The organism is Chryseobacterium shigense (genome assembly GCF_014207845.1).
GTDB classification, from domain to species: Bacteria; Bacteroidota; Bacteroidia; order Flavobacteriales; family Weeksellaceae; genus Chryseobacterium; species Chryseobacterium shigense_A.
Genome location: NZ_JACHLC010000004.1, coordinates 104,520 through 130,811 on the forward strand (window position 1 = coordinate 104,520; position 26,292 = coordinate 130,811).

Annotated in this window: 22 protein-coding genes; 8 read left to right on the plus strand and 14 right to left on the minus strand. The window is 37.0% G+C overall.

Annotation, left to right across the window (positions count from 1 at the left end):
* Nucleotides 1-214: 214 nt before the first annotated feature.
* Entirely contained in the window at nucleotides 215-1,147 is a 933-nt protein-coding gene (locus HNP36_RS15340; RefSeq protein ID WP_228456401.1) for a T9SS type A sorting domain-containing protein, read from the minus strand.
* A gap of 187 nt (nucleotides 1,148-1,334) precedes the next feature.
* Here HNP36_RS15340 and HNP36_RS15345 point away from each other — a divergent pair, with 187 nt between their 5' ends.
* Both HNP36_RS15345 and dusB read left to right on the plus strand, forming a co-directional pair.
* The gene (locus HNP36_RS15345) at nucleotides 1,335-4,526 is read left to right on the plus strand and encodes a hypothetical protein (RefSeq protein WP_184165491.1); all 3,192 of its coding nucleotides are present in this window, start codon (nucleotides 1,335-1,337) and stop codon (nucleotides 4,524-4,526) included.
* A 205-nt stretch (nucleotides 4,527-4,731) separates the two neighbouring features.
* Nucleotides 4,732-5,727, plus strand: coding sequence for a tRNA dihydrouridine synthase DusB (gene dusB, locus HNP36_RS15350; RefSeq protein ID WP_184165494.1), 996 nt, complete (start codon nucleotides 4,732-4,734; stop codon nucleotides 5,725-5,727).
* Between the two features lie 35 nt (nucleotides 5,728-5,762).
* Here dusB and deoC read toward each other — a convergent pair whose 3' ends face one another.
* The 5 genes from deoC to HNP36_RS15375 form a co-directional block, all read right to left on the minus strand.
* Nucleotides 5,763-6,509, minus strand: coding sequence for a deoxyribose-phosphate aldolase (gene deoC, locus HNP36_RS15355; protein WP_184165947.1), 747 nt, complete (start codon nucleotides 6,507-6,509; stop codon nucleotides 5,763-5,765).
* 2 nt (nucleotides 6,510-6,511) lie between these two features.
* Nucleotides 6,512-6,982, minus strand: a complete 471-nt coding sequence (locus HNP36_RS15360; RefSeq protein WP_184165497.1) for an Lrp/AsnC ligand binding domain-containing protein — start codon at nucleotides 6,980-6,982, stop codon at nucleotides 6,512-6,514.
* 15 nt (nucleotides 6,983-6,997) lie between these two features.
* Entirely contained in the window at nucleotides 6,998-7,939 is a 942-nt protein-coding gene (locus HNP36_RS15365) for an endonuclease/exonuclease/phosphatase family protein (protein ID WP_184165501.1), read from the minus strand.
* A gap of 377 nt (nucleotides 7,940-8,316) precedes the next feature.
* On the minus strand, nucleotides 8,317-8,988 hold the full coding sequence (trmD, locus tag HNP36_RS15370) for a tRNA (guanosine(37)-N1)-methyltransferase TrmD (protein WP_184165505.1): 672 nt from the start codon (nucleotides 8,986-8,988) through the stop codon (nucleotides 8,317-8,319).
* Nucleotides 8,985-10,247 (minus strand): NAD(P)/FAD-dependent oxidoreductase, encoded by a 1,263-nt coding sequence (locus HNP36_RS15375; RefSeq protein WP_184165507.1) that lies wholly within the window; start codon nucleotides 10,245-10,247, stop codon nucleotides 8,985-8,987. The genes trmD and HNP36_RS15375 overlap by 4 nt, the downstream gene beginning before the upstream one ends.
* A 65-nt stretch (nucleotides 10,248-10,312) precedes the next feature.
* Between HNP36_RS15375 and HNP36_RS15380 the strand changes: the two genes are divergently transcribed.
* Nucleotides 10,313-11,176, plus strand: a complete 864-nt coding sequence (locus HNP36_RS15380; protein ID WP_184165510.1) for a glycoside hydrolase family 25 protein — start codon at nucleotides 10,313-10,315, stop codon at nucleotides 11,174-11,176.
* A 172-nt stretch (nucleotides 11,177-11,348) separates the two neighbouring features.
* Here HNP36_RS15380 and HNP36_RS15385 read toward each other — a convergent pair whose 3' ends face one another.
* Together HNP36_RS15385 and HNP36_RS15390 are read right to left on the minus strand one after the other, a co-directional pair.
* Nucleotides 11,349-12,995 carry an alpha/beta fold hydrolase gene (locus tag HNP36_RS15385; RefSeq protein WP_184165513.1) on the minus strand — a complete coding sequence of 549 codons (1,647 nt, stop codon included), beginning with the start codon at nucleotides 12,993-12,995 and terminating at the stop codon, nucleotides 11,349-11,351.
* Between the two features lie 143 nt (nucleotides 12,996-13,138).
* On the minus strand, nucleotides 13,139-13,651 hold the full coding sequence (locus HNP36_RS15390) for a 5' nucleotidase, NT5C type (RefSeq protein ID WP_184165516.1): 513 nt from the start codon (nucleotides 13,649-13,651) through the stop codon (nucleotides 13,139-13,141).
* Nucleotides 13,652-13,882: 231 nt separating this feature from the next.
* Between HNP36_RS15390 and HNP36_RS15395 the strand changes: the two genes are divergently transcribed.
* Nucleotides 13,883-15,772 (plus strand): ABC-F family ATP-binding cassette domain-containing protein, encoded by a 1,890-nt coding sequence (locus HNP36_RS15395; protein WP_184165520.1) that lies wholly within the window; start codon nucleotides 13,883-13,885, stop codon nucleotides 15,770-15,772.
* 91 nt (nucleotides 15,773-15,863) lie between these two features.
* Here HNP36_RS15395 and HNP36_RS15400 read toward each other — a convergent pair whose 3' ends face one another.
* Complete coding sequence (locus HNP36_RS15400; protein ID WP_184165523.1) at nucleotides 15,864-16,919, minus strand: Gfo/Idh/MocA family oxidoreductase; 1,056 nt, start codon at nucleotides 16,917-16,919, stop codon at nucleotides 15,864-15,866.
* Between the two features lie 182 nt (nucleotides 16,920-17,101).
* Here HNP36_RS15400 and HNP36_RS15405 point away from each other — a divergent pair, with 182 nt between their 5' ends.
* The 3 genes from HNP36_RS15405 to HNP36_RS15415 all read left to right on the plus strand — a co-directional run bounded on the left by HNP36_RS15405 (nucleotide 17,102) and on the right by HNP36_RS15415 (nucleotide 20,742).
* Nucleotides 17,102-19,384 (plus strand): TonB-dependent siderophore receptor, encoded by a 2,283-nt coding sequence (locus tag HNP36_RS15405; protein WP_184165525.1) that lies wholly within the window; start codon nucleotides 17,102-17,104, stop codon nucleotides 19,382-19,384.
* Nucleotides 19,385-19,475: 91 nt separating this feature from the next.
* Nucleotides 19,476-19,991: a hypothetical protein gene (locus HNP36_RS15410; RefSeq protein ID WP_184165527.1), complete on the plus strand. Its 516-nt coding sequence runs from the start codon at nucleotides 19,476-19,478 to the stop codon at nucleotides 19,989-19,991.
* 160 nt (nucleotides 19,992-20,151) lie between these two features.
* A complete protein-coding gene (locus HNP36_RS15415) occupies nucleotides 20,152-20,742 on the plus strand; it encodes a hypothetical protein (RefSeq protein ID WP_184165530.1) in 591 nt (196 codons plus the stop codon).
* A 100-nt stretch (nucleotides 20,743-20,842) separates the two neighbouring features.
* On the opposite strand, the gene HNP36_RS15420 is transcribed toward HNP36_RS15415, so the two are convergent.
* On the minus strand, nucleotides 20,843-21,478 hold the full coding sequence (locus HNP36_RS15420; RefSeq protein ID WP_184165532.1) for a peroxiredoxin: 636 nt from the start codon (nucleotides 21,476-21,478) through the stop codon (nucleotides 20,843-20,845).
* Between the two features lie 96 nt (nucleotides 21,479-21,574).
* Between HNP36_RS15420 and HNP36_RS15425 the strand changes: the two genes are divergently transcribed.
* Entirely contained in the window at nucleotides 21,575-22,459 is an 885-nt protein-coding gene (locus HNP36_RS15425; protein ID WP_184165534.1) for a mechanosensitive ion channel family protein, read from the plus strand.
* Nucleotides 22,460-22,502: 43 nt separating this feature from the next.
* Here the strand turns inward: HNP36_RS15425 and HNP36_RS15430 are convergent, their stop codons facing one another.
* The 4 genes from HNP36_RS15430 to HNP36_RS15445 form a co-directional block, all read right to left on the minus strand.
* Nucleotides 22,503-22,985 carry a hypothetical protein gene (locus HNP36_RS15430; protein ID WP_184165537.1) on the minus strand — a complete coding sequence of 161 codons (483 nt, stop codon included), beginning with the start codon at nucleotides 22,983-22,985 and terminating at the stop codon, nucleotides 22,503-22,505.
* Between the two features lie 121 nt (nucleotides 22,986-23,106).
* Nucleotides 23,107-24,297: an ADP-forming succinate--CoA ligase subunit beta gene (sucC, locus tag HNP36_RS15435; RefSeq protein ID WP_184165540.1), complete on the minus strand. Its 1,191-nt coding sequence runs from the start codon at nucleotides 24,295-24,297 to the stop codon at nucleotides 23,107-23,109.
* 131 nt (nucleotides 24,298-24,428) lie between these two features.
* On the minus strand, nucleotides 24,429-25,706 hold the full coding sequence (locus HNP36_RS15440) for a chloride channel protein (RefSeq protein ID WP_184165543.1): 1,278 nt from the start codon (nucleotides 25,704-25,706) through the stop codon (nucleotides 24,429-24,431).
* 198 nt (nucleotides 25,707-25,904) lie between these two features.
* The gene (locus tag HNP36_RS15445) at nucleotides 25,905-26,291 is read right to left on the minus strand and encodes a DUF423 domain-containing protein (protein ID WP_184165546.1); all 387 of its coding nucleotides are present in this window, start codon (nucleotides 26,289-26,291) and stop codon (nucleotides 25,905-25,907) included.
* Nucleotide 26,292 lies beyond the last annotated feature (1 nt).

Consider the following 26,292-nt stretch of genomic DNA (forward strand, 5'->3'; position numbering starts at 1 on the left):
TTTTAAAATAAACATTCTTGTTTGTATTCAATACATAACAAATACAATACCATAAAAATCAAATCATCATAAATACTTCCAATGAAGCGAAATATTTTTCCTTCCATTTGAAATATTGCGAAAATTTTAAATAAAATCATATTATCCGGTTACATAAAAATTCCGGGCCATTTCTTCGAAATGGCCCGGAATTCTATTGATAAAGAAACTAAAATTAGTCTTTCAAAATCTTTTGAGATACCGGCTCGTTGTTCACAGTTCCTGTAACAATGTAGTTTCCTTTTGCTAATCCCGCAACGTTTACACTGCCATTTTCTTTTACAGAAGCAGATTTAACTACCTGTCCGAACATATTGTAAACTTTTACATCTTTCACATCAGCACCGAAAGTAATCTCGTCACTTTTCACGAAAGTATTTTTTACAAAGTTTCCAGCCTTTAGATTTTTGATATCTGAAACAGCTAAAGCACCTGTTGTTGGTGTTAATGAGAAATTGTCAATAGCATATAAACCATCTGTACCTGTTAGGTTATCATCAGCAAATCTGATCCAGAAAGTAGCTCCGTTTGGAATATTCAAACCTGTAATAACCGCACTTTTATTAACGCTGTTGGCAGGTAATGTTCCATCAACCTGAGCAGCAGTAGTACTTGAAGTTAAAATTTCATTAAAATCTAACGCTGTAACAGGGCTCCATGTTCCTGTTGTTAAACTTGTTGCATTAAGGCTATATCCGAAAGAAACCACCTCATTTACAGCACTGTTATCAGAAGTTCTCCACTGTCTTCCAACATAACTTACACTAAGTTGAGTAATAGCGCTTCCTGTATTATTTACTAAAGATACACCAACAGCTGCTACTGTTGCATTAGACGCAAGCATTCCTAATGATCGGTCAGTTGGAGTTAATCCGATATTATGAACTCCACCTGTATTTGATGAACCATTACTTACGATCAATGTTAATGCTTGTCCGATAGTTCCTGTTCCCGCAGCTCTTACAGCATTCCAGTTCGCAGGTAATGTCGTAGTTGCAGCCATACCGTCGAAATTTTCTGTATAAGCAACACCTGTAGCTGTTAAGCTTACTTGGCTAAAAGATAAAACAGATGTTAAAACAACTGCCAGCGAATAAAGTTTTTTCATGATTTAAAAAATTTGATTATTAATAATTTACCTCTCAAAATTAAATTATTTTTTTCACTTGGGGCAATAATAGAGTTAATTTTTTGTTAATAATGATTAACCCATTTCCATTAACATTTTTTAGTTATTTTTACGGATTATTTTGATAAGCTTGCGTAATCTTTTTCTTCTGATCGGTTTGTTTTTCATGGGCATATTTTCGGCCCATGCACAAATTTTTTCATGGAAAAATCCAAATATCCCGGAAGACAGTATCAAAAAGGACAGTATTCTTGCCGCAAGATTTGAACAGGATATTTTCGCAAAAGATACTCTTGATTTTGTAAAAACCAATAACAAAATAATTGTAGATGAAGCTGTACTGGTTAAAAATGATAAAAAAAGATTTTTAGGAGAACTGAATTCCAAAGGTTCCATTATCCGTGGAATTACATTTGGTAACAATCAGGGACAGTCCGTACAAAGTTCCATGGATCTCCAGATTTCCGGTCGGCTTTCAAAGGATGTAACTATTTTAGCAAGTATTTCGGATCACAATCTTCCTATTCAGGCTGACGGTTATACACAAACCCTGGAAGAATTCGACAAGATTTACATGCAGCTTAATATTAAGGATAAATCTATCCTCAGGGCCGGGCACCTCGATCTTGTAGAAGCTAAAAATTATTTTGCCAAGTTCCAGAGACGAAGCATGGGCCTTGAGTTCCAGACTGAATTCGGGAAGGATAACAAAACTTTTGTAGATGTTTCTATGGGTGTGGCCCGAAGTGAATTTCACAGAGTCCGTTTTCAGGGGGTGGAAGGCAACCAGGGACCATACCGTTTGACCGGTAAGAACGGCGAACAGTTCATTACTCTTATTTCAGGTTCTGAACAGGTATTTATTGACGGTATCCTGATGAAACGCGGTGAAAACCAGGATTACACCATCAACTACAACACCGGAGAAGTAACTTTTACCAGTTTCCGCCCGATTTTCCAGCAGAATTTTATCACAATTTCATATAATTATACCAATAGAAATTATTCCCGTTATTTATTTACCGGAAAGGTGGAACATCAGAGAGAGAAGTTTAAAGTGGGACTGAACTGGTTCATGGAAAATGACAATAAAAATGCCCCTCTTTCCTTAAATCTTTCCAAAGAAGATGAACAGATCCTTGCCGATGCAGGTAATAACCCCGATCTGATGTACGCTCCATCCGGTGTGGTTACCGCATATGATGTTAATAAAATATTATACCGTTTAAACACGGCCGGAAATTTCTACGAATTTTCTACAGACCAGAATGAAACACTCTATCAGGTTTCTTTTACGTATTTTGGCATTAATCAGGGGGATTATAAAATTACCCAGACTACCAATAATGGCCGCGTGTTTGAATATGTGGGGAATAATATGGGAGATTATAAAGCTGTGAGAAAGCTTCCTTCACCTCAGAAATCACAGGTTTATTCGGTAAATTCAGAATATCTTTTAAAGGAAGGAAAAATAGGAGCAGATTTCTCGTTGAGTAATTATGATATCAATTTATTTTCATCAAAAGATGCAGCTCAAAATATAGGATATGCATGGCGTATTTTCGGAAATAAAAGTTTCACAAAGAGTAACTGGAAAGGAACTCCAAGCTTTGAATATCAGTACATTGATAAACAGTTCCATATTCTAGACCGAATCAATGATGTGGAATTCTCAAGAGACTTTAACTTAGTTCAGGAATTCAGCCAGAGAACCCAAAACAGATTTATTTTCAGCTTTTTAAATAAATGGAATAATAAATCTACCCTGAATTACCGCGTTAATTACCTTGATGAGCAGGACAGTTATAAAGGGATGAAAAATGACCTGGATTTCAGCTGGATCACCGGAAAATTCTTTACAAAAGGAAACTTATCATACCTAAACACAACTGCGACCCTTCAGGATACCAAATTTATCCGGGGCGGAGTTTCTACGGAATATACCGGCAAAAAAGGAAGCTGGGCTGTCGGAGGAAGCATGGAGCATAATGAGAAGAAGTACAACGATACCCAGCTTATGGATGTCACCAGTTTCAGCTGGAAAGAGATCTTTGTACAGAAAAAGATCGGTGACAGCACCCGTACAAAGTTACTTGCCAAAGTATATATGAGAGATAATGATTCTGTGCGGGATAACAGACTGGAAAGCATGAACAATATCCTCGGGGTTATGGCTGAAAGTCAGCTTATCAAGACAGAAAGAACCACTTTGAATGCTTTGGTACATTACAGAAAATTCTTTTATCAGAACGATGAAGCTGATATGACCAGGAATAATGATTTTGTAGTCGGAAATATCTTATACAATCAACAGTTATTCAGAAACGGAATGCGTCTGCAGGCATTTTACGAACTTGGAAACGGACAGGAAGCACAGCGAGAATTCCAGTATCTAAAAGTAACGGATGGACAGGGTGTTTATAAATGGACGGATTACAATGGTGATGGAGTACAGCAGCTGGACGAATTTGAAATTGCGGAATACTCAGATCTTGCCCAGTATATCAGGATTTATACAAATTCTGTACGGTATATTCCTTCCAATAAAAATAAAATACAGCTGGCGTTGTTTGTTAACCCTTCCATTGTTTTCAATTCTGAAAATGCATTTTTAAAGCGATGGAATTTCAATGTTTCCCTCAACTCGCAAAACTCATTCTATAAAAAAGATAAAGTTCTTGTTCTAAATCCTTTCGAAAAGAATAGCGATCAGATTTTAAAAAATCAGAATATTCTGGCTTCTGTACAGTTTAATCCGACTGAAAAATCCGGCTGGAACGGAAATTACCGCTTCATTACCAATGATAACCTCATCAATGCCAATTTCAGCAACGAAGAACGTGAACAGGTTTCTCATTTTATCAATATCGGATATTGGTTTAATAAAGAATTCAGGGTCGATTGGGAAAATTCTATCCATGATCTGAAAAATTCATCCCAGTTATTTGCCACAAGAGATTACCGTCTGAATAATATTGAGACCAAACCAAAAGCAACCTATAAATTTACAGATGCCATCCAGGCTGAATTGTCTTCTGCTTACCGTCAGAAAAAGAGAATAGACGGTGAAGAATTACTGAAAGCTTTTGATATCACAGGAACCATTCAGTGGGAGCGCAAGAAAACTTCAATCAGAGGGAACTTCTCTTTCATCAATAATGATTTTACCGGAAACAATTTCAGCATTGTAGGAAACCAGATGCTTGACGGCCTTAAACCAGGGAAAAACCAGGTATGGAGTGTTTTCATCCAGCAGGCAATCAACTCTTTCCTTCAGCTTAATTTAAACTATGAAGGCAGGAATTCCGGAGACAGAACCATCCATATTGGAAGTATGCAGGTGAAGGCGAGTTTTTAGCGTTTGAGGGTTTGAGAATCTTAGAGTAAATGGGGTTAAAAACAATAAATCTAAGCTTTCAGTAATCTGAAATCTGATGTCTGATCTCTGAAATCTTGATTCTAATTACATTCCCTTTTTAACTTTCCCCCGAATAGATATCCGGCATTTATCATGATAGATATTATCATATTCTCAAATGTTTATAATTTCGTAAATTTGCCGCATGGTAAAAATAGGCAATATAGAACTGCCGGAATTTCCGCTTTTGCTGGCTCCGATGGAAGATGTAAGTGATCCCCCATTCAGACGCCTGTGCAAAATGCATGGAGCAGATCTGATGTATTCGGAATTTATTTCTTCTGAGGGATTAATTCGTGATGCGATAAAAAGCAGAAAGAAACTGGATATTTTCGATTATGAAAGACCGGTGGGTATCCAGATTTTCGGTGGAGATGAAGAGGCAATGGCAATGTCTGCAAGAATTGTGGAAACTGTGAACCCGGATCTGGTTGACATTAATTTCGGATGTCCGGTGAAAAAGGTAGTTTGCAAAGGAGCAGGAGCAGGAGTTCTTAAGGATATTGACCTTATGGTACGCCTTACCAAAGCGGTTGTAAGCTCTACTCACCTGCCGGTAACCGTTAAAACCCGTTTAGGATGGGACAGTACAAGCATCAATATAGATGAAGTGGCGGAACGCTTACAGGAAACCGGCATTAAAGCTTTAACGATCCATGCAAGAACCCGTGCACAGATGTACAAAGGTGAAGCAGATTGGGAGCACATTTCCAGAATTAAACAGAATCCTAATATTGAAATTCCTATTTTCGGGAACGGTGATATAGATTCTCCGGAAAAGGCTCTTGAGTATAAGCAAAAGTACGCGTGCGACGGAATTATGATCGGTCGCGCAGCCATTGGATATCCGTGGATCTTTAATGAAATCAAACACTTTTTCAAAACGGGAGAACATCTTCCTGAACCTACTGTTTCAGACCGTTTACTTGCGGTACGCCAGCATGCAGAATGGAGCGCAGAGTGGAAAGGAGAAAAATTAGGGCTTATCGAAATGAGACAGCACTACAGTAATTATTTCCGTGGAGTACCACATTTTAAAGAGTTCAGAAAAAAATTCCTTGAAGTTTTCACCCTGGAAGAAATGGATGCCCTGATTAAAGAAACACAACAGTTCTACGAAGAATATCAGGCACAGGTATAAATAAAAAACCATCAGATCTGATGGTTTTTTTGTTTTTAATATCCTCCTGAAGAAGATTCGTTTTTTATTAAGCCTAAAGCTGAAGAAGTTCCTATTCTTTTTACTCCCATGCCGATCATTTTTTCGGCATCTTCGGGTGTTCTTACTCCTCCGGCAGCTTTTACAGGAAGTTTTCCTGCATTATCCAGCATTATTTGTATGCCTTCAAATGTTGCACCATTGGGCTTACCCTCTTCTGTCTGATAAAAGCCGGTGGAAGATTTTACAAAAATGTTCGGAAAATCATTTTCAGAGAAGCTTTCCTCTGCCCAGTTTGAAATATTTTTAGTAATATCTGCAATCTGTACATCTGTGAGCGCAGCTATCTCAATGATCCACTTGGCAATCTTATGATTCTGCAAAGCAAGTTTTGTACATTGTATAAACTCATCTTTGACCAATGCCAGATCTCCTTTGAGATAGGCACTGTAATTAATTACAAAATCCAGTTCATCTACTCCGTCTTCAATTGCTTTTGAAGCTTCGGCAAGCTTTTCTTCAACAGAATAGGTTCCTTCATGAAAACCTATTACCGTTCCTACCACAACATTTGAATTTCTTTCCTGAATATACTTTTTGATATCAGCTACATAATCCGGACGGATCATTACTGCAAAAATACCATTATCAATGGCTTCCTGCGCAAGCTTTTTGTCTATTTGTAATGTTTCTTCGTCTGAAATACCTGATTGTGCAGGTGTTTTCAAATAGGTTGAATCCAAATATCGGGCAATGTTCATAATTGTTATACTTTCAGTTGTCTGTAAATACCTTGTTCCAAAGATATGAAAGTTTCTGTTCTTGTCACCCCTTTCAGCTTCTGAAGTTTGCTCAGGATCTGCATCAGATGATCATTGTCTTTACAAAGAACTTTTAAGAATATGGTGTAATTCCCTGTTGTGTAATGGGCTTCCACTACTTCATTCACATCTTTAAGAGATTTCACAACGTCAGGGTAATGACTGGGCTGGTCTAAGAACATTCCGATATAGGAAATTACTTTATAACCGATTTTTTTAGGGTTAAGAAATGAAATAGAGTTTTCAATAACCCCCGCATGCTCGAGTTTTTTAATCCTTTGATGTACTGCTGTTGTGGATATTCCAACATTTTTTGAAATATGGGCTAAGGATGTTTTGGCATTATCCATCAGCATGTAAATGATTTCCTTGTCAATCGAGTCTAAATGATAACTTGTGTTAGTTGAATTTTTCATTTTCTACTTTATTATTTATGTTTTTGCTAGCTCAAATTTTACAAAAACCGGAAAATGGTCGCTATATCCGCCTAAATACCGTGTACCGGCATAGGTTCGGAAGGGACGTCCTTTAAAATTTCTCGTTCGGCTGCTTATATTTTCAGAATTAAAAATATGGGCGCTCTGAAAATTCAAAACATCATGAGCAAAAAGAGATTTTGACATGATAATTTGGTCATACAGCAGTCCGGACTTATAATGAAAAGTAGAATAATTTCTTGTTTGGAACAACTCTTGAAAAGGGTTTATCAGAACCTTTTCGTGATTGTTGTCGTAGAGAATTTTTACTAAATTTTCATCATCAGGGTTTTCGTTAAAATCACCACACAATATTACATGTTCCTTTTCATTGTTTACAATTTTCAGTATCCTGCCGTGGATCTCATTAAGTATAAAGTCTCTTTTGGGCTTATTAACGTCTTTTTCTCGCTTGGAGGGAAGATGGGCGATAAAAATATTAATAACAGTTCCTTTATATTTAATTTTAGAAAATAGTACGTCTCTGGTTGTGTCGTAATTTTCTGTGTTTTTTCTATTTATAATTTCAAAGAAGAAGGTAATAGTTTCTGAGTCTATAATCTCTACTTTGTCTTTATGATATAACATGGCTACATCTACCTTTCTCTCATCCATAGAATTGTAATGCACAATTCCGTATTCAGAATTAAAAGGTTCCATTTCTACCAGATCTTCCAAAACCTTCCTTCCGGAAACTTCAGAAAGTCCAATTAAAAACGGGAGGGTGCCATTTTCCTCCTTCATTAACTGAAAAACATGTGAAATTTTAAAAAGCTTATTCCTGTATCTTTTCTCATCCCAATTTTTCAAGCCTGATTTTGTAGGATCTAACCTATGAACAGGTTCAGGATCAGGCAAAAATAAATTTTCAACGTTATAAAAAGAGAACATCTCCATCTGCAAAATTGCTATCTTAAAATTATCAATTTCTTTTTCGTTGTAAATTTATTATTTTTTTTTAAACTTTGTTAATTTATTTATAATATTTTCATATTAATGTTATATAAGCAGTATGTAATATTTAGCAAAAAACATCAACAGAAAACATATTTATACTACTAAATTATTAAGTATTTAAAATTATTGTCACAGAAAATAAAATTAAAATAATTTACACATATCAAATTAGTGTGAAAAAAAATATAAGCATTAACGGATACAACTAATAATTTCCGTTAATTTAAAGTTAATGCGTGTTTTCATTCTTTTTCATGTATAAAATCTTATAAATATGAAAAAAGAATATTTTTTTTAAAAGATGTTGATTGTTATTTTTAAAGTAAATCCGGGCGTTTTTCCTGGGTAATTCTTACGGCTTCATCGTGACGCCATTCTTCAATCCTTGCAAAATTCCCGCTCAACAGTACTTTTGGGACTTCCAATCCTTTATAAACCTCGGGTCTTGTATAAATAGGCGGCGAAAGAAGATCATCCTGGAAACTGTCTGTAAGGGCGCTCTGCTCATCATTCAGAACTCCCGGAAGGAGTCTTATAATGGAATCTGCAAGAACACACGCTGCCAGTTCTCCTCCTGTAAGCACATAATCACCGATTGAAATTTCCCTGGTAATATGAAGGTCACGGACTCTTTGGTCAATACCTTTGTAGTGGCCGCAAAGAAAGATCAGGTTATTTTTTATGGAAAGGGTATTCGCTATTTTTTGGTTTAGGGTAACACCGTCCGGCGTCAGATAGATTACCTCATCATATGCTCTCTGGGATTTAAGTTCAGAAATGCATTTGTCCAGCGGCTCTATCATCATCACCATTCCTGCTCCGCCTCCATAAGGCTCATCATCAATTTGCCTGTGCTTATTGACTGCCCAGTCTCTCAGGTGATGGAAGTGAACTTCTACTAATCCCTTATCCATTGCTCTTCTTAAAATAGAAGTCTGAAACGGACTTTCCATTAATTCGGGAAGCACGCTTATTATATCAATTCTCATTGTAAAGTACCGTTTTTCTTAGTAGGCGAAATAATTAATCTTAAAGAGGAATCTTTATTGAAATAGCTCCACATCCAGTTGAAAAAGACGGCAAGCTTATTTCTTACACTCAGGATCAGCATCAGGTGAAGGAACATCCAGAAATACCAGGCCAGGAATCCCTGGAACTTGATAAACGGAAGATCTACAACAGCTCTGTGTTTTCCAATAGTTGCCAAGGAACCTTTATCCTTGTATTCATATTCTGCCCAATCGCCGGAATTCTTCTTCAAAAAGTTTTTACCTAAATTTTTTGCCTGATTAATGGCTACGTTGGCTACCTGCGGATGCCCCTGCGGATACTTTGGTGTTTCCATGTAGGCAATATCCCCGATTGCGTAAATATTATCGTACCCTTTTATCTTATTATATCTGTCTACTATATATCTGTTTTTAACTAATTTTTCTGCCGGAAACCCAGCTACTATATTTCCTGTAACACCCGCTGCCCAGATCACATTATTGGAAGGAATATCTTTCCCGCTTTTCAGGTATACTTTATTACCATCATAATCTGTAACAACATCACCGCTTAGAAAGGTAACTCCAAGGTCTTTCAGGTATTTTTCAGATTTCTCCTGCGCTTCACTGCTCATTACAGCAAGCGGTTTCTCTGTGGAGCTTACCAGGATAATCTTAAGCTGGTCAAAATTCATGTACGGATAATCTCTCGGAAGAATTTCTTTTTTCATTTCCGCAAAAGCACCTGCCAGCTCTACACCGGTAGGACCGCTTCCTACAATAACGATATTCCAGTTACCGTCATCGCTTCTGCTTTTTTCAAGAATAAGCTTTTCAAAGGTCATCAGCACATGATTCCTGATGCTTATTGCTTCCTGGGTATTTTTCATCCCGAAAGCCCTTGATTCCATGTCTTTGTTACCAAAGAAATTGGTTTTACATCCTGTGGCAATGACCAGTTTATCGTAGGTAAATTCAGCTTCATCTGTGATTACTTTATTGTTGACAGGGTCAATCTCTTTTACTTCTGTAAGACGAAACTGTGTGTTCCTGGATTGCTGAAAAATCTTACGGAAAGGAAAAGAAATGTTGGACGGTTCTATCCTCCCGCATGCCACCTGATAAAAAAGCGGCTGAAACATATGATGGTTCATCCGGTCCAGAACAATTACCTTTTTGTTCTTGTTATTCAATGTTTTGGCAAGTTGCAGTCCCGCAAATCCTCCTCCTATAATGATGATCTTTTCGCGTGTTTCCATAGTACACAAATTTACTGATTTTATTTAGCATTTAGTAGTGAAATAAGTTAGTTTTGCAAAACTTTATGACACCAGAAAAGTACACCAAAAAAACTGCCAAAAAAGTACATGAGAACCGCCGGAAGAATTATTTTTTCCGACGAAAAGTGATATTGGCTATTTTAATTATTGCTTTAATAGGAACAGGGTTTTATCTGAAGCAATCCGTCAGCTATTATTATGCGTTGTATTTTAATAAATTTCATCATAAAAAACTGCATAACAGTGAAGCAGAAGCAGTCAGAATCCAGAAAATCCTTACGGCTAATCTGGACAAGACGTATGGTTTTGATGTTTCCCATTACCAAAATAAAGAAGATATCAAATGGGACAGCCTGAGCATCGGGAATAAAACAATCCCTCTTGAATTTGTTGTGATGCGTGCCACAATGGGCAACCGGAATGCAGATAAGCATTTTGATGAGTTCTGGGTGGAAGCACAAAAGCACAACCTGATTCGCGGAGCTTACCATTTTTACAGGGCTGATGAGGATCCTGTAATCCAGGCCAATAATTTTCTAGCTAATGTAAAACTTGAAAGCGGTGACCTTCCACCCATTCTGGATATTGAAAAGATTCCCAAGCGTAAAACGAATAAAAAGCTGGTTGAAGATCTGAAAGTCTGGTGCAAGATTATTGAAGAAACTTATGGGGAAAAGCCGATCATCTATACGTATTATCATTACTATAAAGATTTTCTGAAAGGAGAATTCGATGACTATCCTTTATGGCTGGCCAATTATAATGATGTCCCCACTCCTGCTCCCAATGATCACTGGGATTTCTGGCAGTTTACGGAAAATGGGATTGTTCACGGGATTAATACCAAAGTGGATCTTGACATTTATAACGGAAGCTCCTGGTCTTTGAAAAGGCTAACGCTGGATTGATTTGAGTTGGAAGGCGGAAGATGGAGGATGGAAGTTATCATAAACGATCAATTCTCTGTCAGTCATTTCATTAAGACCATTGGTGAAGTTTAAAATATAAATCAGGAATAATTATCTCGGGGTTCAAAAATTTCCAGACTCTATTTTCTAACCTCCCTTCCAAAATTTTTTATCATTTCCCCAGAAACTTCAGAATATCTCCATTCAGTTCATCTGCTTTCTCAAACGGAATCATATGGGTGGCGTCTTTATAGATCTTAAGTTCGGCATTAGGCATTTGCTTTGCCATCATTTCGGTATGCTCCTGCTTGATAACATCTTTGTCCCCTGCAATAACCAATACCGGATTTTTGATCTTTGTGAGATCTTTTTTACTGATATGAGGCTCATTCAGCATGATCTTCACCAGTCTTTTTTCATTGAACTTTTCAGGTTTATTCTCAATATTCAATACCAGCAGCTGATTCTTCATATGGGAAACGAGCCTGTCGTCAACACCTTCAGGGAAAGCATTGGCACCAATTGCAATTACTTTGTTACAGTTTTCCGGATACTTCAGGGCAAATTCCAGCCCTGTGATACCTCCGTCACTCCAGCCGGCAATATTTATTTTATTTAATCCCAGCTTATCTGCAAGCGCTTTTACATCATCTGCAAACTGGGTGTAGGTAAAATCTTTTCTGGAAGTATCCATACTTTTACCCTGCCCTCTTGTATCTATGGCAATTACTTTAAACTGTTTGGAAAGAACCGGAATCTGCTGATAAAAATCCTGTATGCTTCCTGAATTTCCATGAAGAAGAAAAAGCGGCTCTCCTTCACCATATATTTCATAATATAGTTTTGTATCTTTTAATTCGAGATAGTTTCCGGAGGAATTATTTTTCCCATATACAGAACTTTCTGCTTCTGTTTTATACTGGGAGGTATCAGAGATTAATCCTTCAAGGTCATCTCCGGAAGCACCGGTTTCATCTTTGATATTTTTTGCGCTTTTATCTACTTTTACGTCTATATTAATGGCTGGTGCTGCCAATGCCATTTTGTGCCAGTCTCCATAAAATGTCCTCATAAAACCGGTCCTGAAAAGGGCTGCACTGATCTTGATCATTCCGTCAAATTCTTTTAAAAACTGAATTCCGATAAAAAATTTCCCCTGTACCCATATATTACGATCATTAACATCCAGTGTATAAGTTCCGTCTTTGATCATATCCTGTGTAAGCTCTACTGTGATTTCCTCATCCAGAATATTTTTATCGGGAAAACCGTTTTTTTCCGTATAAATGCTGTATCTCATCAGTACAGGTTTATCTGAAACATAGCTTGCAATATTCAGGTTGATGTTTTTGATTTTGGATCTTCTGCTGGTATTAAATTCCAGTGCTGTTTCACCAAGAAAATCTACTTTTCTGAACTTGGGATTCACAGAATAGAGAACATGTTTCGTTTTGGTATTGACACCCCAGTTCTTATCAACCAGTTTTTTAACTTTAATATTAACTTCCTTTATATCTTTAATTTTTTCCTTTAAAAATATCTGGTGATGGTTCTGATTTCTGAAATCCTGTACGGTTTCCGTATACAGCTCATAACCGGGAACTTCCACTTTGAGTTTTCGTGAAGGGTCAAATCTTGAAAGATCAATACTAAAGTTTCCTTTTTCATCGGAAACTGTGCCGGCATTTTCCTTTTCAATCCCGATTTTCACGTAAGGAACGGGCTGGTTCTCGTTTTTAGAAATTACCGTTCCGGAAATCACCTGTGCGTTGAAGGAATAAGCAGCTAATAGAATGCATAGAGCATTAAATTTTTTCATGGTATCAGTTTGGTGCAAAATTCTTTATTTCTCCCATTGAATACTCATAATGCCTTATTAAATTTTAAAACCGTTTAGTTAAATTTATTGTAAAGTATCACTTATTTATGATTACAATTCTAAAAAATATATAAACTTTCTGTTTACAGAATACTCATGATCTCCTCCCATGAATGTACTCTTTTGTAGCTTTCGTTTTCTATCAGCTCATTATGAGGCTGGGTAAAAATAAATTTTTCTCCTGCAAAGTGATCCAGGTTTTTCGGGTAATCATCAATCATAATATCTCCGTGAACCACTTTCTTACTTCCGCATAAAACAATCTGTTCCCAGCTGATAAAAGGAAAATGCTCTGCCAGCCAGTCGTATTTTTCTCTTAAGCTGTTCGGGAACTCCATTCCTGCTGAAACAATGTATAATTCGTATTTGTTATTTATATATTCCAAAGCTTCGCGGCTTCCTTCCATAACGGGAAGTGTTCTGAAAAATCCAATTTCATTAACGTGTTTCTTACTATTGGGAAAAGATTCAGCTTCAGGAAGTCCTTTCAGTGTGGCGATCTCCATTTCTTTCCCTGAATCTCTTTTTTCAAACTGCATAAGCTGGTGATAGACATCTGCCATTACCCCGTCCATATCTACAATTACCTTTTTCATTATTATAATCTGATTTAATATTTATTTTTAAAAAAAACTGAGCATTAAGCTCTATCAAATGTACAAAATGTCTTTTCAGAAAACTCATTTCAGCGTATTAAATAAATCTTAAAATACCATTCAGTCCTGGATTCCATATAAATAATGAGCATGATTCAGTAAACCTTTTCTGGTTACATTTTTGTATTTTTGCAGCTCGATCCAAAATCAATATCAAACCATTACATTCCAATGAATTACGTTTCTGCAGAAAATCTCACTAAATCTTACGGTATCAAAGTTTTATTCAAGGATATCTCTTTCCACATCAATGAAGGGGACAAAATTGCTATTGTTGCCAAAAACGGAAGCGGAAAATCTACCCTGCTGAAAATATTAATGGGAAAAGAAATTGCAGACAGCGGTACTGTGGTAATTAATAAAGATATCCAGGTTGTTCTGTTTGATCAGGAAATTGATTATAACCCGGAGCTTACGATTGATGAGTTTATGATGACTTTGGATTCGGAGCCTATTCTCGCCCTTAAAAATTATCACAAATCTCTTCATTCTACAGACGATGCTTTCATTGAAAAAGCATTGAACGATATGGAAGCCCACAAGGCCTGGGATCTGGAAAACGAAATGAAACAGATCCTCTCCCAGCTTAAAATTACAGATCTTGATGCTAAAATGGGAACTCTTTCCGGAGGACAGGTAAAACGTGTTGCCCTGGCAAAACTTTTAACAGAAACCAGAGCAGAGCATAAACATACCCTTCTGATCATGGATGAGCCTACCAACCATCTGGATGTGGAAATGGTGGAATGGCTTGAAAATTATCTCACCAAAGCAAAAATCACATTGCTGCTGGTTACCCACGACCGTTATTTCTTGGACAGTGTTTGTGACATTATCTGGGAAATGGAGGATCAGAACCTTTATCTTCACAATGGTTCATATGCTACATATCTCGAAAACAAGATGATTCGTGAAGATAATATGAGTGCCACCATTGATAAAGCCAACAACCTTTACAGAAAGGAGCTTGAATGGATGCGCAGACAGCCTAAAGCACGTACTACAAAATCAAAAAGCAGGATTGATGCTTTCTACGAAACTGAGAAAGTAGCTAAAACCGACACCAGCAAACAGGCACTTGAACTTGATTTTGAGATGAAACGCCTCGGTAATAAGATTCTTGAACTGAAGAATATTGATAAGAGCTTCGGAGACAAATTATTACTGAAAGATTTCAGCTACCAGTTCCAGCGTGGAGAAAAAGTAGGAATTGTAGGTAAAAACGGAGCCGGAAAATCCACATTATTAAATATTATCCAGGGTTATGAAAAATTTGACAAGGGTGATATTGAAACCGGAGAAACCATTTCTTTCGGATATTTTTCACAAAAGGGACTGAAATATAAGGAAGATGAGCGTGTTATAGATTTCATCAAGGAAATTGCAGAATTTTATCCTCTTGCCAATGGAAAAAGCCTTTCTGCATCACAGTTTTTAAGATTGTTCCTATTTGACGACCAGACGCAGTATTCTCCTATCTCAAAACTGTCCGGCGGTGAAAAAAGAAGGCTTCACCTGATGTATATTCTTTATCAGAATCCTAATTTCCTGATTTTCGATGAACCTACAAATGATCTTGACCTTCCGACACTGACTGTCCTTGAAAATTTCCTGCAGCAGTTCCAGGGTTCACTGATCATAGTGTCTCACGACAGATATTTCATGGACAGAATTGTAGACCACATCCTCGCCTTTGAAGGAAACGGAAAGATCAGGGATTTTACAGGAAATTTCTCAGAATACAGGGAAGCGAAAAGCCGTGAGGATGCAATGGAAAAAAATACAGCACCAAAACCTGAACCCGTTAAAGAGATTATTGCAACACCCGAAGTTCCCCCAGTTTCTTCCAAAAAGAGAAAAATGACTTTTAAAGAGCAAAGGGAACTGGAAACCATAGAAAAAGAAATGCCTGAACTGGAGCAGCAACGTTCTAAGATCATGGGTCAGCTTAACAATGAAACGGATTACGAAAAAGTGGCAAAGCTTTCTGCCGAACTGGAAACTGTTTCCGAAAAGCTTGAAGAATATGAAATGAGATGGCTGGAGCTTCAGGAGATATAATGAGGTTTAGAGTTTGAGGGTGGGAGTGTTTGAGAGTGTTTAAATAAAGTTCTACAACCCTAAAACACTCCCACCCTCAAACTTTGAAACACTACAAGTATACCACTCTTCCCTCTTTTGAACTTTCCAAAGATGCGTCAATGATCTTCATATTCTGAACTACTTCTCTTCCCTGAGATGGCAGTGCATATCCGAAGACGATATATTCATAGATCTGCTGGTAATAATCCATATAATTTCCGGGCTCGCTGGAAGTTAAAATCCTTTCCGTTTCTGAATTTTCATTTAGGAAATTTAAAATTCCGTCTGTTCCTTTCAAAGGCTCAGTCCATTCCTCACCATAAACCGGGATGGTTCCGGCTACGAGTTCGTTTTCCTGATTATCGGTTCTTTCCTGAAGAAAACTTCCTTTTTCTCCGTGAATACCATATGCATAATGAGCTTCTTTGGTAAAAACAGATGATTTCAGTCTTACTCTCAGGTTATTTTTATAATACAGCAGGATTTCGAAATAATCATTGGCATACTCCTCTCCTTTCATAGAAAATACATCGGCAAAAAGCTTTTCCGGATATCCGAAATACTGTACAGCCTGATCTACAAGGTGGGCACCAAGATCGTGAAGTGATCCGGAGCCTGTTTGCTGCGGGTCTTCTTTATGCTGTTTTCCGCTTGGCGTAGTACGGAATCTGTCGAAGCGGATCTCTGCTTCCTTAATATCTCCCAGTTTTCCATCATTTATTATCTTATGGACCTGCAAAAAATCACGGTCAAACCTTCTGTTTTGATACACACTTAAAAACAGTCCTTTTTGCTCTGCAAGCTCTACCAGCTCTTCTGCTTCTGAAACACTGACTGTAAATGGCTTTTCAACAATGATATTTTTCCCTGCTTCAAGCGCCATCTTTGCATATTCATAATGGGTTTGTACGGGAGTATTAATAATCACCAGCTCTATATCTGCATTCCGGAGCATTTCTTCTACTGAACGATAAATGGCAGCCTCCGGATATTTCCCTTTTGATTCTTCTTTGCTTCTTTCTACTATAGCAGCTATAGAAAATCCGGGATGTTCTTTCAAAAACGGAGCATGAAATACTTTTCCACTCATTCCAAAGGCACACAGTCCTGCTTTTACCAATTGCATAATGTATAATTTTCAACAAATATATTCAATAAAATACAGTTTAAATCCTTTACAATAGAACCGGTTGATATATCACTTTATTATGTGACAAAAATCATTTCATTATTTTTATTAATTCTAAATTAAACGTCTTTAAATTCTTATTTTTGCCGTTATTTAAAAATAGTCTACATAAAAATAAAATGAACAAACAACTTGCATCTTTAGGATTTTTACTGGCGGCCTTATCTTTAAGTGCCCAGCTGAAAAATACTGAAGCAGATACAATCAGAACCCAGACCATTGAAGACATCAATCTTCATAAGACCGGAAACCCAAACCAGGCGAGAACATTATCTACCAAGTCTACTCTAACGGTAATGGAAAATCCTCAGCCTATCTCCATTGTCACTCATGAAATCATTGAACAGCAGCAGGCAAAACAGCTTAGCGATGTTCTTCAGAATGTAAATGGGGTGTACCTTACTTCATCCAGAGGAAGTTCTCAGGACAGCTTTGGAGGACGCGGTTTTATTTTGGGAAATGATAATATTTTCAAGAACGGTGCAAGAATCAACAGTGGTGTTTTTCCTGAAGTAAGCGGCCTTGAAAGAGTGGAAGTACTGAAAGGAGCCAATGCTATGCTGTACGGAAATACGGCTGCGGGAGGAATTATCAATATGATTACCAAAAAGCCTAAATTTAATTTTGGCGGAAATATAGGACTTAACGGCGGAAGCTGGAATTCTTATAAACCAACGGTTGATATTTACGGGCCTTTATCTAAAAACATTGCCTTCAGAGTAAACGGTGCTTACGAATACGCCGAAAGCTTCAGAGATGTGGTACAGTCTGAAAAATATTACTTCAATCCTTCATTTTTATTCAACCTGAGCGCAAAGTCACAGTTGATTGTAGAGGCAGATTATCTTAAAAATAATTTCACTCCGGATTTCGGGATCGGTTCTGTTACCAATAAAGACCAAAGCTATTCCCTGAATAATTATGTGGGCAGAAATACCTTCTTCGGTACAGATTGGCAATATCAAAATGTACAGCAAACCTCAACGACTGTAACATTCAATCATCAATTCAATGCCAACTGGGCATTAAATGCAGTTGCTTCTTATCAGAACTATACAAAGGATTACTTCTCTTCCGAGCGTATACAATGGATATATGATAAAAAAATATCCGAAAACCGCCTGACTTGGGCAAGACCATTCAATAAAACCTATAATGAGAGCAATTACGGCTCTGCACAGGTAAATATCAACGGTGAATTCACTACCGGAAAAATAGGTCACAAATTATTACTGGGAGCAGATGCGGATTATAACCAGGCTGATGCTTATGCATTTAATGTAACTTCTACTTCCAATGTATTATTCCTGGACGATCCGTCCACATGGGGAAATATCGCCATGCCGGACACCAGTGAAAATTCATTAACAAGAATCAACACAAGAAGAATTGGGGTTTACGCACAGGATTACGTAAGCCTGACAAAGCAATTTAAAGTTATAGCAGGGATCCGTTGGTCTTATATAGAAAATATGCCTTCTATAAAGACAACTTATGCCACTCCAACCAAACCTTCAGATAAAAGTTTTGTATCAAATTCAGCAACATCCGATCAGGCATTCTCTCCAAAAGTAGGGCTGGTTTATATGCCTGATGAAAATCTTTCAGTTTTTGCCACGTATACCAATTCATTTGTTTCAAACGCAGGATATATGTCCGCTGAAATTGGTTCATTAGATACTTCCGGCACTATTGCGCAGGTAAGAGACAGGGTTAACAATCTCTCAAAACAAGGGATACAGCCTACTACTGTAGATCAATACGAAATCGGGGCCAAGAAAAACCTTTGGAATAATGCTTTGGCCATCAACCTTAGCTTGTACCAGATTATACAAAATAATACCTACCAGAACTATTTTTATACTGACAATACAGGAACTCCTCAAACTCCGGATACCAATCTTAAAGAATTTGCAGGTAAAATAAGAAGCCGTGGTGTAGAGCTTGATATTACAGGAAACCCAACAGAAAACTTATCTATTATCGGTGGTTTTTCATACAACAACTCCGTTTATACCGACACTCCGGAAAAAGGGTATGTTGAAAACCAAAGACTTGTAAGAACTCCCGCTACTACAGCCAATGCATCTGTCTTTTATAAATTTACCAGATATGCCAAAGGATTAAAAGTAGGAGCCGGCATTTATTATATCGGTGACAGAATAGCCGGATGGAACGATTCCAAATCTACCAATATTACAAGAAATGGAGTAAGCAGAATGTTTGAACTAAAAGATTATACCACTGTAACCTTATCTGTAGGCTACGAATGGAACAAATTCTCCATCCAGGGGAAAGTGGGTAACCTGTTCGATGTTGTGAATTACAATGTTCACGAAAATTATTCGGTAAATCCTATTACCCCAAGAAACTATTACTTTACACTTACGTACAGACTTTAGAATTAAATATTATAATAATTTCATCATTCAAAGTGGAAATTGCATTTTTGCAGTTTCCGCTTTTTGAATTATAAAAACAAAACAATACGATATGGATAAGATCAAGGACACAAGAAGTTTTATGAGAATTACGCACCGCTATCTGGGATATTTTCTTGCAGGAATAATGGCTGTATATTCACTGAGCGGTATTCTTCTCGTTTACAGGGATACAGATTTTCTTAAAAAAGAAAAAAAATATGATAAGACGGTTGCTGTCAATCTTTCAGAAAAAGAGCTTGGTAAAGAACTGAAAATCAAAGGTCTTGAAGTAGAAAAAACAGAAGGTACCGTTCTGCATTTTAAGCAGGGAACTTATGATGCTTCTACCGGAAAAGCACAATATTCGAAAAAAGAACTGCCCTTTGTTCTGGACAAAATGGTAAAGCTTCACAAAGCCCAGTCAAAAGACACCTTATCACCATTGAATGTATTTTTCGGGATTTCATTGTTTTTTTTCGTGATATCTAGCTTCTGGATGTTTAACCCTAAAACAAAAGCTTTCAAACGCGGAATAAAATTCACCATTGCAGGCCTTATTATTTCAGTGATTCTTTTATGCATTTAAATTATATAATCAGCAAAAAAACAACCAAATAATTCACATTTCAATCACTGCAAAATTAACATTCATTTTGATTTTTTGTCTTAAATTAAGAAGTCTGGCACATTTCTTGTGTTTTCATCAATCAACAAATAGTACCATTTAATTATTAAAATAATAAATTATGAAAAAACTAATTTTTGCAGGAATATTAGCAGCAACAGGTTTAACAGCAACTGCTAACGCTCAGATACAACAAGGTAACTGGATGGTAGGTAGTACTTTAGCCACAAGTAATTTTGGACTGAACTCTGGAGCAGGTTATGATTTTTCAATTGAGCCAAGAGCAGCATATTTTATCAAAGATAATGTTGCAGTTGGAGGTTATGTGAAGCTTGGTTTCTTAAAACCCGGAAAAGGAGAATCTACTCAGTTTAATTATGGTGTTGGTGCTTTGGGACGTTATTTCCTTTCACCAGGTGAAAAAGGAGTAGACAACCTTTTAAACCACGGACGTTGGTTTTTTGAAGGTAACGTAGGTATCGGTGGAACTTCAGTGGAAAACGGTATTTCTACAACTGGTCTTGACTTTGGTGTTGGTCCTGGATATTCTTATTTCATTACGCCGAATATCGGTGTTGAAGGTTTACTAAAATATAACGGAGTAACCGGTTTTGGAAATGAAGGTCTTACGTCTAAACTTAGCTTCAATGTAGGATTCAGTATTTATTTACCAACTTCTAAAGCTAAGGACATTGCAAGAGATGTAAAATAATCACTTTTGCATTTACTTAAATAAAAAATGAAATCGCCCCGAAAAAATTTCGGGGCGATTTTCGTACAAATTAAAACTAAACTATAAAAAATCAAATAAATCATGTATTCGGTTGAGGCGTATATCTCAGATACGGCTTTATTTCTGTAACTCCTTTCGGAAATATTTTCCTGGCATCTTCTGTAGAAATGGCAGGTGGTATAATAACATCCTCACCATTTTCCCAGTTGACAGGAGTGGCTACTTTATGCGAATCAACCAGCTGCAGAGAATCCAGTACTCTCAGGATCTCATTAAAATTCCTTCCTGTAGAAGCAGGATAAGTAATAATCAGCCTTACTTTTTTATCAGGATCAATGATTAATAAAGAACGAACCGTTGCTGTTGCTGAAGCATTCGGGTGAATAAAATCATACAGTTCCGAAATCTTTCTGTCTTTATCTGCAATAACAGGAAACTGTACATCTGTGTTCTGGGTCTCATTAATATCTTTAATCCAGTTTTGATGGTCTTCCACTCCGTCTATACTTAAGGCAATTACCTTTGTTCCTCTTTTGTCAAATTCCGATTTCAGTTTTGCGGTATATCCCAGTTCTGTGGTGCATACCGGTGTATAATCTGCAGGATGGGAGAACAAAATTCCCCAGGAATTTCCTAAAAATTCATAAAACTTAATATCACCTAAAGACGTCTCTGCCTGAAAGTCCGGTGCTGTATCTCCGAGTTTGATTGACATAATATTTCGCTTTGTTAGTCTACAAATTTAGTAGACTTTTTGAAACTGGCAAAATTTTTGTAGAAATTTATCTATATTTAATCAAATTTTTTTTTCATGCAGAACAATGGACTCAGCTATGTAGATGTTATTTACAGGGTTTTGGAAAGCTGGTATATGAGGTTTGCCGAGCTTACACCCAAACTTATCGTCGGAATTTTAGTATTTTCTTTTTTTCTTATCACCAGTAAATACTTAAGTCTGGCCGCCGTAAAACTATTTCACAAATTTTTTCCGAAAAGCCAAAAGGAAAGTTCTCTGGTTACTTTAATAAGCATATTCAGATTCCTGATCATGCTGATGGGCTCTTTTATTGCTCTGGAAATTATGGGCTTCAGCGGTTTCCTTTGGAAATTTATCGGGAGTCTGGGAGTAGCCGGGGTAATTGCCGGAGTTGCTTTAAAAGACCTGGTATCAAGTATTTTTTCAGGAATGCTTATCGGGATTGATAAGGCTTTTAAAGTGGGTGATTATATTACGATAGGATCGCATTCCGGTACGGTTCAGGAAATCGGTTTTTTAACTACAAAAATTATTACCGATGACGGGAAGAAGGCCTATATTCCGAACCAGGTAATTTTTAATGCTCCTTTTTACAATATTACAGCATCGCCACAGCGAAGGATTATTTTAAATTTTGAAATTCCGGCAGATGAAGATATCACAAAGGCACAAAAAGGAATGCTGGCTGTTATTAAAAGCTTGGAAAATGTGGATAAGCTGGATACTTCAGAAGTTATTTTTACAGACTTAAAACAGGGCAATTTCAATCTTCAGGCTAAGTTCTGGATGAAGGTAGGCGCCAATATGGTTCAGCTGAAAAGTGAAGCTTACCTGAAGATCAAGGAACGCCTGGATGCAGATAATATCCAGCTGGTAACTCCTACAAGTATCAGTATTACCAATGGGGAATCTTTAACTCCTGAAAATCATGATCAGTAAAGTATAAGCCGCTTTTATAAGCGGTTTTTTTATGGCTTATAAATTATTTTACATGTTTTAATTTCAGACTGTCTTTCTTATGTATCTTCGCAACGGAATCATTTTGAATTATTGGTTCCCCCATCACATAATCATTATTAGAAGGAATGCTGTCTTCTTCTATCAATACAAGCCCTGTAGTTGCCGTACAGGTTTCTTTCGGCTTAGAGCATCCTGTCAAAAATAAAATGACAGAAATTACTCCCAGAGCTACTTTATTATTTCTGAATGTTGCGGGAATATACTGAAAGAATCTATTTTCGAGCAATGAGGTTTTCTCATCTTTTATGTTCAGCTGATGGTTAAGAAACCTGCCGCATATTTCTTCATCCTGTCTTTCTTTGAAAATATATTCTATTTCATGGGGTTGTTTTTCTGTAAAATCAATTACACATTTGCTGCAGGAGGAGCAGAATCTTCCTTTTTCCCGGGGAGACATTGCTTCCCAGTTTTCTGAACACGGATCTGGAATATATATATTTTTCATCAATCTATATTTATTAAGAAATAAACAACAAATAAAAGGTTTTCGTAGATTTTAGTTTATGAAAAAGAAAAAACCGTTCCAAAAATGAAACGGTTTTTAAATTTATATGAAAATTTCAGTATTAAGCTAAAACTTCTTTTACTTTGTTTGCAGCTTCTTCCAAAGTAATTGCTGAATGTACAGGAAGTCCTGACTCATCAATTAACTGTTTAGCTTCTACAGCGTTAGTTCCCTGTAATCTTACGATCAATGGAACAGGAAGGCTTCCCATAGCTCTGTAAGCATCTACAACCCCCTGAGCAACTCTGTCACATCTTACGATACCTCCGAAGATGTTGATCAGGATAGCTTTTACGTTAGGATCTCTAAGGATGATTCCGAAAGCAGTCTGAACTCTCTGAGCATCCGCAGTACCACCCACGTCAAGGAAGTTGGCAGGGTTACCACCTGATAATTTGATGATATCCATCGTTGCCATTGCAAGACCTGCTCCGTTTACCATACAGGCAACATTACCGTCAAGCTTCACGAAGTTAAGACCAGCTTCACCCGCTTCAACATCCATTGGATCTTCTTCTCTTGTATCTCTTAATTCGGCTAAATCTTTGTGACGGAACAATGAGTTGTCATCCAAAGTTACTTTAGCATCAACAGCGATAATTTTGTTATCTGAAGTTTTCAACACAGGGTTGATTTCGAAAAGAGAAGCATCAATTCCTGTATAAGCGTTGTAAAGAGATACGATAAATTTTGTGAATTCTTTGAAAGCATTTCCTTCAAGACCTAAGTTGAAAGCAATTTTTCTTGCCTGGAATCCTTGAAGACCTAAAGCAGGATCAATGATTTCTTTATGGATCAAATGAGGAGTTACTTCTGCAACGTGCTCAATATCCATCCCTCCTTCAGTAGAATATACGATTGTATTTTTACCTTCAGCTCTGTCTAAAAGAATAGAAACATAAAATTCTTTAGTTTCAGATTCTCCCGGATAATATACATCCTCTGCAACCAAAACAGAATTTACTTTTTTACCTTCAGCAGAAGTCTGAGGTGTAATAAGCTGCATTCCGATGATGTTCTGAGCGTTTTCTTTTAATTTATCCATGTTTGGAGAAAACTTTACACCACCACCTTTACCACGACCACCTGCGTGAATCTGTGCTTTTACAACCCATCCCTGAGCTCCGGTTTCAGCAGTAAGCTTTTCAGCAGCAGCTACAGCTTCGTCTACATTATTAGCTACGAAACCACGTTGGATAGCTACTCCATACTTTGATAAAATCTCTTTTGATTGATACTCGTGAAGATTCATATTATTTTTATTATTTTATTTTAAAATTTAAAGGTTGACAAATTTACTAAAAAGACACGGAAGTTCAAGTTTATTGACTTAAAAATTAAAGTGCAGTGAACTTGATTTTTAACATGTTTACCAAATTGGCTCTATTCTTCGGATAATTTTTCAGACTGCGACCCGATAAACGGGATTTTAGGAGCCAGAAAATAGCCTGTAAGACTCGCAAAAAGTATAGGAACGAAATAGGTAAACCCGGTTAATGTTCCCAAAATAATTGTAGTACTCATAGGTGTTCTCGTCACACAGGCGTTAATTGCAGCCATACAGCTTACAATGGCTAATGTAGTATCAACCGCAGGAAATAGCTGGTGTATGATAAGTCCTAAAGTTGTTCCCACAAAAAACAGCGGGATAATAAAACCTCCTCTCCATCCGGAAGTAACAGTAACGGCAATGGCAATGATTTTAAAGACAAGAATCACAATCAAAAAGTTCAGGGCAAAATTCCCGTTGATTAACTGGTTAACTTCATGATGGCCAAAGTATCTGGTGATCGGGAAATTATAAGCAATAATTCCTAAAATGATTCCTCCTGTCAATGTTTTTACATAAATCGGAAACGATCTGTATTCAAAAACTCTTTTGAAAAATTTTACCACAAAAATAAAGATCCACCCGAAAATAGTAGCCACCACTCCAAATAAAAAAGCATAAATGAAATCGTATACTCCAGAATAATGGTAAGCTTTCAGATCCCATGTTGCGCCTATTCCCAAATGAATAATCAAAGCAAACATAACATAACTGAAACAGCTTGCTACCAAAGCAGGAATAATGGCTTTGTAATATTCCACCGCATGTTTATGATGCAGGATTTCAAGGGAAAAGAGACTTCCTCCAAGCGGTGCCCCGAACAGAGCCGTAAACCCGGAAGCCATACCTGCAATACTTAAAGAACGCAGTTCCTCTCCTTTCAGTCTGAAAATTTTCCCTAGCCAGGTTCCTGTAGAGCCGGTAACCTGAACCAAAGGAGCTTCCGGACCGAGACTTCCGCCCGATGCCACACAAAAAAGTGAGGAAAGGATCATAGAAGGATTGTTTTTGGGATCTAATTTTCCTTTATTAAACCTGATATTGTTAACAATCAGATGAATTTCTCCCGGATCTCCGATAAAGTGAATAACAAGTCCTGCCAGCAATCCACAGACCGCCATAACAGGAATTACCATCCAGCCCTGAAATTCAGCTAAAAATTCAGTAAAATATTCTAAAACAATCCAGTAACCTCCCGCAATAGCCCCACCTACCAAACCGGTGAAAGCCCACATGAAAAAAGTACGGCTAAATACAAAAGGATTGAATCTTATGGGCTGATCCAGAAGATTGAATGTTCTTATTAACCGCCTTCTTCTATTGATTTTCATTCTTAATTGATTTTAAAATACCATTATCATTTTGTATATTAATTGGATTCTTTTCCTAAGAAAATATATGGCTGAATAAACCTAGTAATCTTTGCATTAAAAATAATGCTTCGACTCCGCTCAGCATGACATTTCTAATACTGTAGTTATATCAAAAATTACGAGTCGATGAATGTAGTTTATGCAGCTTTATTATTCTTAAATTCTGTTTTTAGCAAAATAAAGAATAAGCATTCCCCAGCTTAAGATCATGAAAAGCCCACCAAGCGGAGTGATTGGTCCCAGGAATTTCAGATTAACTCCCAGATAATCCTGCAGGCTTAAAAAGTAAATGCTTACCGAAAATAAAAAGGTTCCTGCAATCATCAGAATTGAGGTCCATTTTTCAGAGGATGTTTCAAATTTTAAGATATATCCGATGATCAGTAAAAAGAATGCGGCGTACATCTGGTATCTTACACCTGTTTCAAAGCTTTCCAGTCTTTCCACAGACAATATTTTTTTTAAAGCGTGCGCTCCGAAAGCTCCCAGAATTACTGACAGCATCCCGTAAACGGCACCGAAAATTAAAGTAACTGTTTTCATT

Coding starts and splice junctions, on each gene's coding strand:
- HNP36_RS15405 (WP_184165525.1), top strand. CDS start 17,102: ATGAACAAACAACTTGCATCTTTAGGATTTTTACTGGCGGCCTTATCT.
- HNP36_RS15400 (WP_184165523.1), bottom strand. CDS start 16,919: ATGCAATTGGTAAAAGCAGGACTGTGTGCCTTTGGAATGAGTGGAAAA.
- HNP36_RS15430 (WP_184165537.1), bottom strand. CDS start 22,985: ATGAAAAATATATATATTCCAGATCCGTGTTCAGAAAACTGGGAAGCA.
- HNP36_RS15410 (WP_184165527.1), top strand. CDS start 19,476: ATGGATAAGATCAAGGACACAAGAAGTTTTATGAGAATTACGCACCGC.
- trmD (WP_184165505.1), bottom strand. CDS start 8,988: ATGAGAATTGATATAATAAGCGTGCTTCCCGAATTAATGGAAAGTCCG.
- HNP36_RS15420 (WP_184165532.1), bottom strand. CDS start 21,478: ATGTCAATCAAACTCGGAGATACAGCACCGGACTTTCAGGCAGAGACG.
- HNP36_RS15440 (WP_184165543.1), bottom strand. CDS start 25,706: ATGAAAATCAATAGAAGAAGGCGGTTAATAAGAACATTCAATCTTCTG.
- HNP36_RS15375 (WP_184165507.1), bottom strand. CDS start 10,247: ATGGAAACACGCGAAAAGATCATCATTATAGGAGGAGGATTTGCGGGA.
- HNP36_RS15365 (WP_184165501.1), bottom strand. CDS start 7,939: ATGGAGATGTTCTCTTTTTATAACGTTGAAAATTTATTTTTGCCTGAT.
- dusB (WP_184165494.1), top strand. CDS start 4,732: ATGGTAAAAATAGGCAATATAGAACTGCCGGAATTTCCGCTTTTGCTG.
- HNP36_RS15395 (WP_184165520.1), top strand. CDS start 13,883: ATGAATTACGTTTCTGCAGAAAATCTCACTAAATCTTACGGTATCAAA.
- HNP36_RS15360 (WP_184165497.1), bottom strand. CDS start 6,982: ATGAAAAATTCAACTAACACAAGTTATCATTTAGACTCGATTGACAAG.
- HNP36_RS15340 (WP_228456401.1), bottom strand. CDS start 1,147: ATGAAAAAACTTTATTCGCTGGCAGTTGTTTTAACATCTGTTTTATCT.
- HNP36_RS15425 (WP_184165534.1), top strand. CDS start 21,575: ATGCAGAACAATGGACTCAGCTATGTAGATGTTATTTACAGGGTTTTG.
- HNP36_RS15345 (WP_184165491.1), top strand. CDS start 1,335: ATGGGCATATTTTCGGCCCATGCACAAATTTTTTCATGGAAAAATCCA.
- sucC (WP_184165540.1), bottom strand. CDS start 24,297: ATGAATCTTCACGAGTATCAATCAAAAGAGATTTTATCAAAGTATGGA.
- HNP36_RS15390 (WP_184165516.1), bottom strand. CDS start 13,651: ATGAAAAAGGTAATTGTAGATATGGACGGGGTAATGGCAGATGTCTAT.
- HNP36_RS15380 (WP_184165510.1), top strand. CDS start 10,313: ATGACACCAGAAAAGTACACCAAAAAAACTGCCAAAAAAGTACATGAG.
- HNP36_RS15415 (WP_184165530.1), top strand. CDS start 20,152: ATGAAAAAACTAATTTTTGCAGGAATATTAGCAGCAACAGGTTTAACA.
- HNP36_RS15445 (WP_184165546.1), bottom strand. CDS start 26,291: ATGAAAACAGTTACTTTAATTTTCGGTGCCGTTTACGGGATGCTGTCA.
- HNP36_RS15385 (WP_184165513.1), bottom strand. CDS start 12,995: ATGAAAAAATTTAATGCTCTATGCATTCTATTAGCTGCTTATTCCTTC.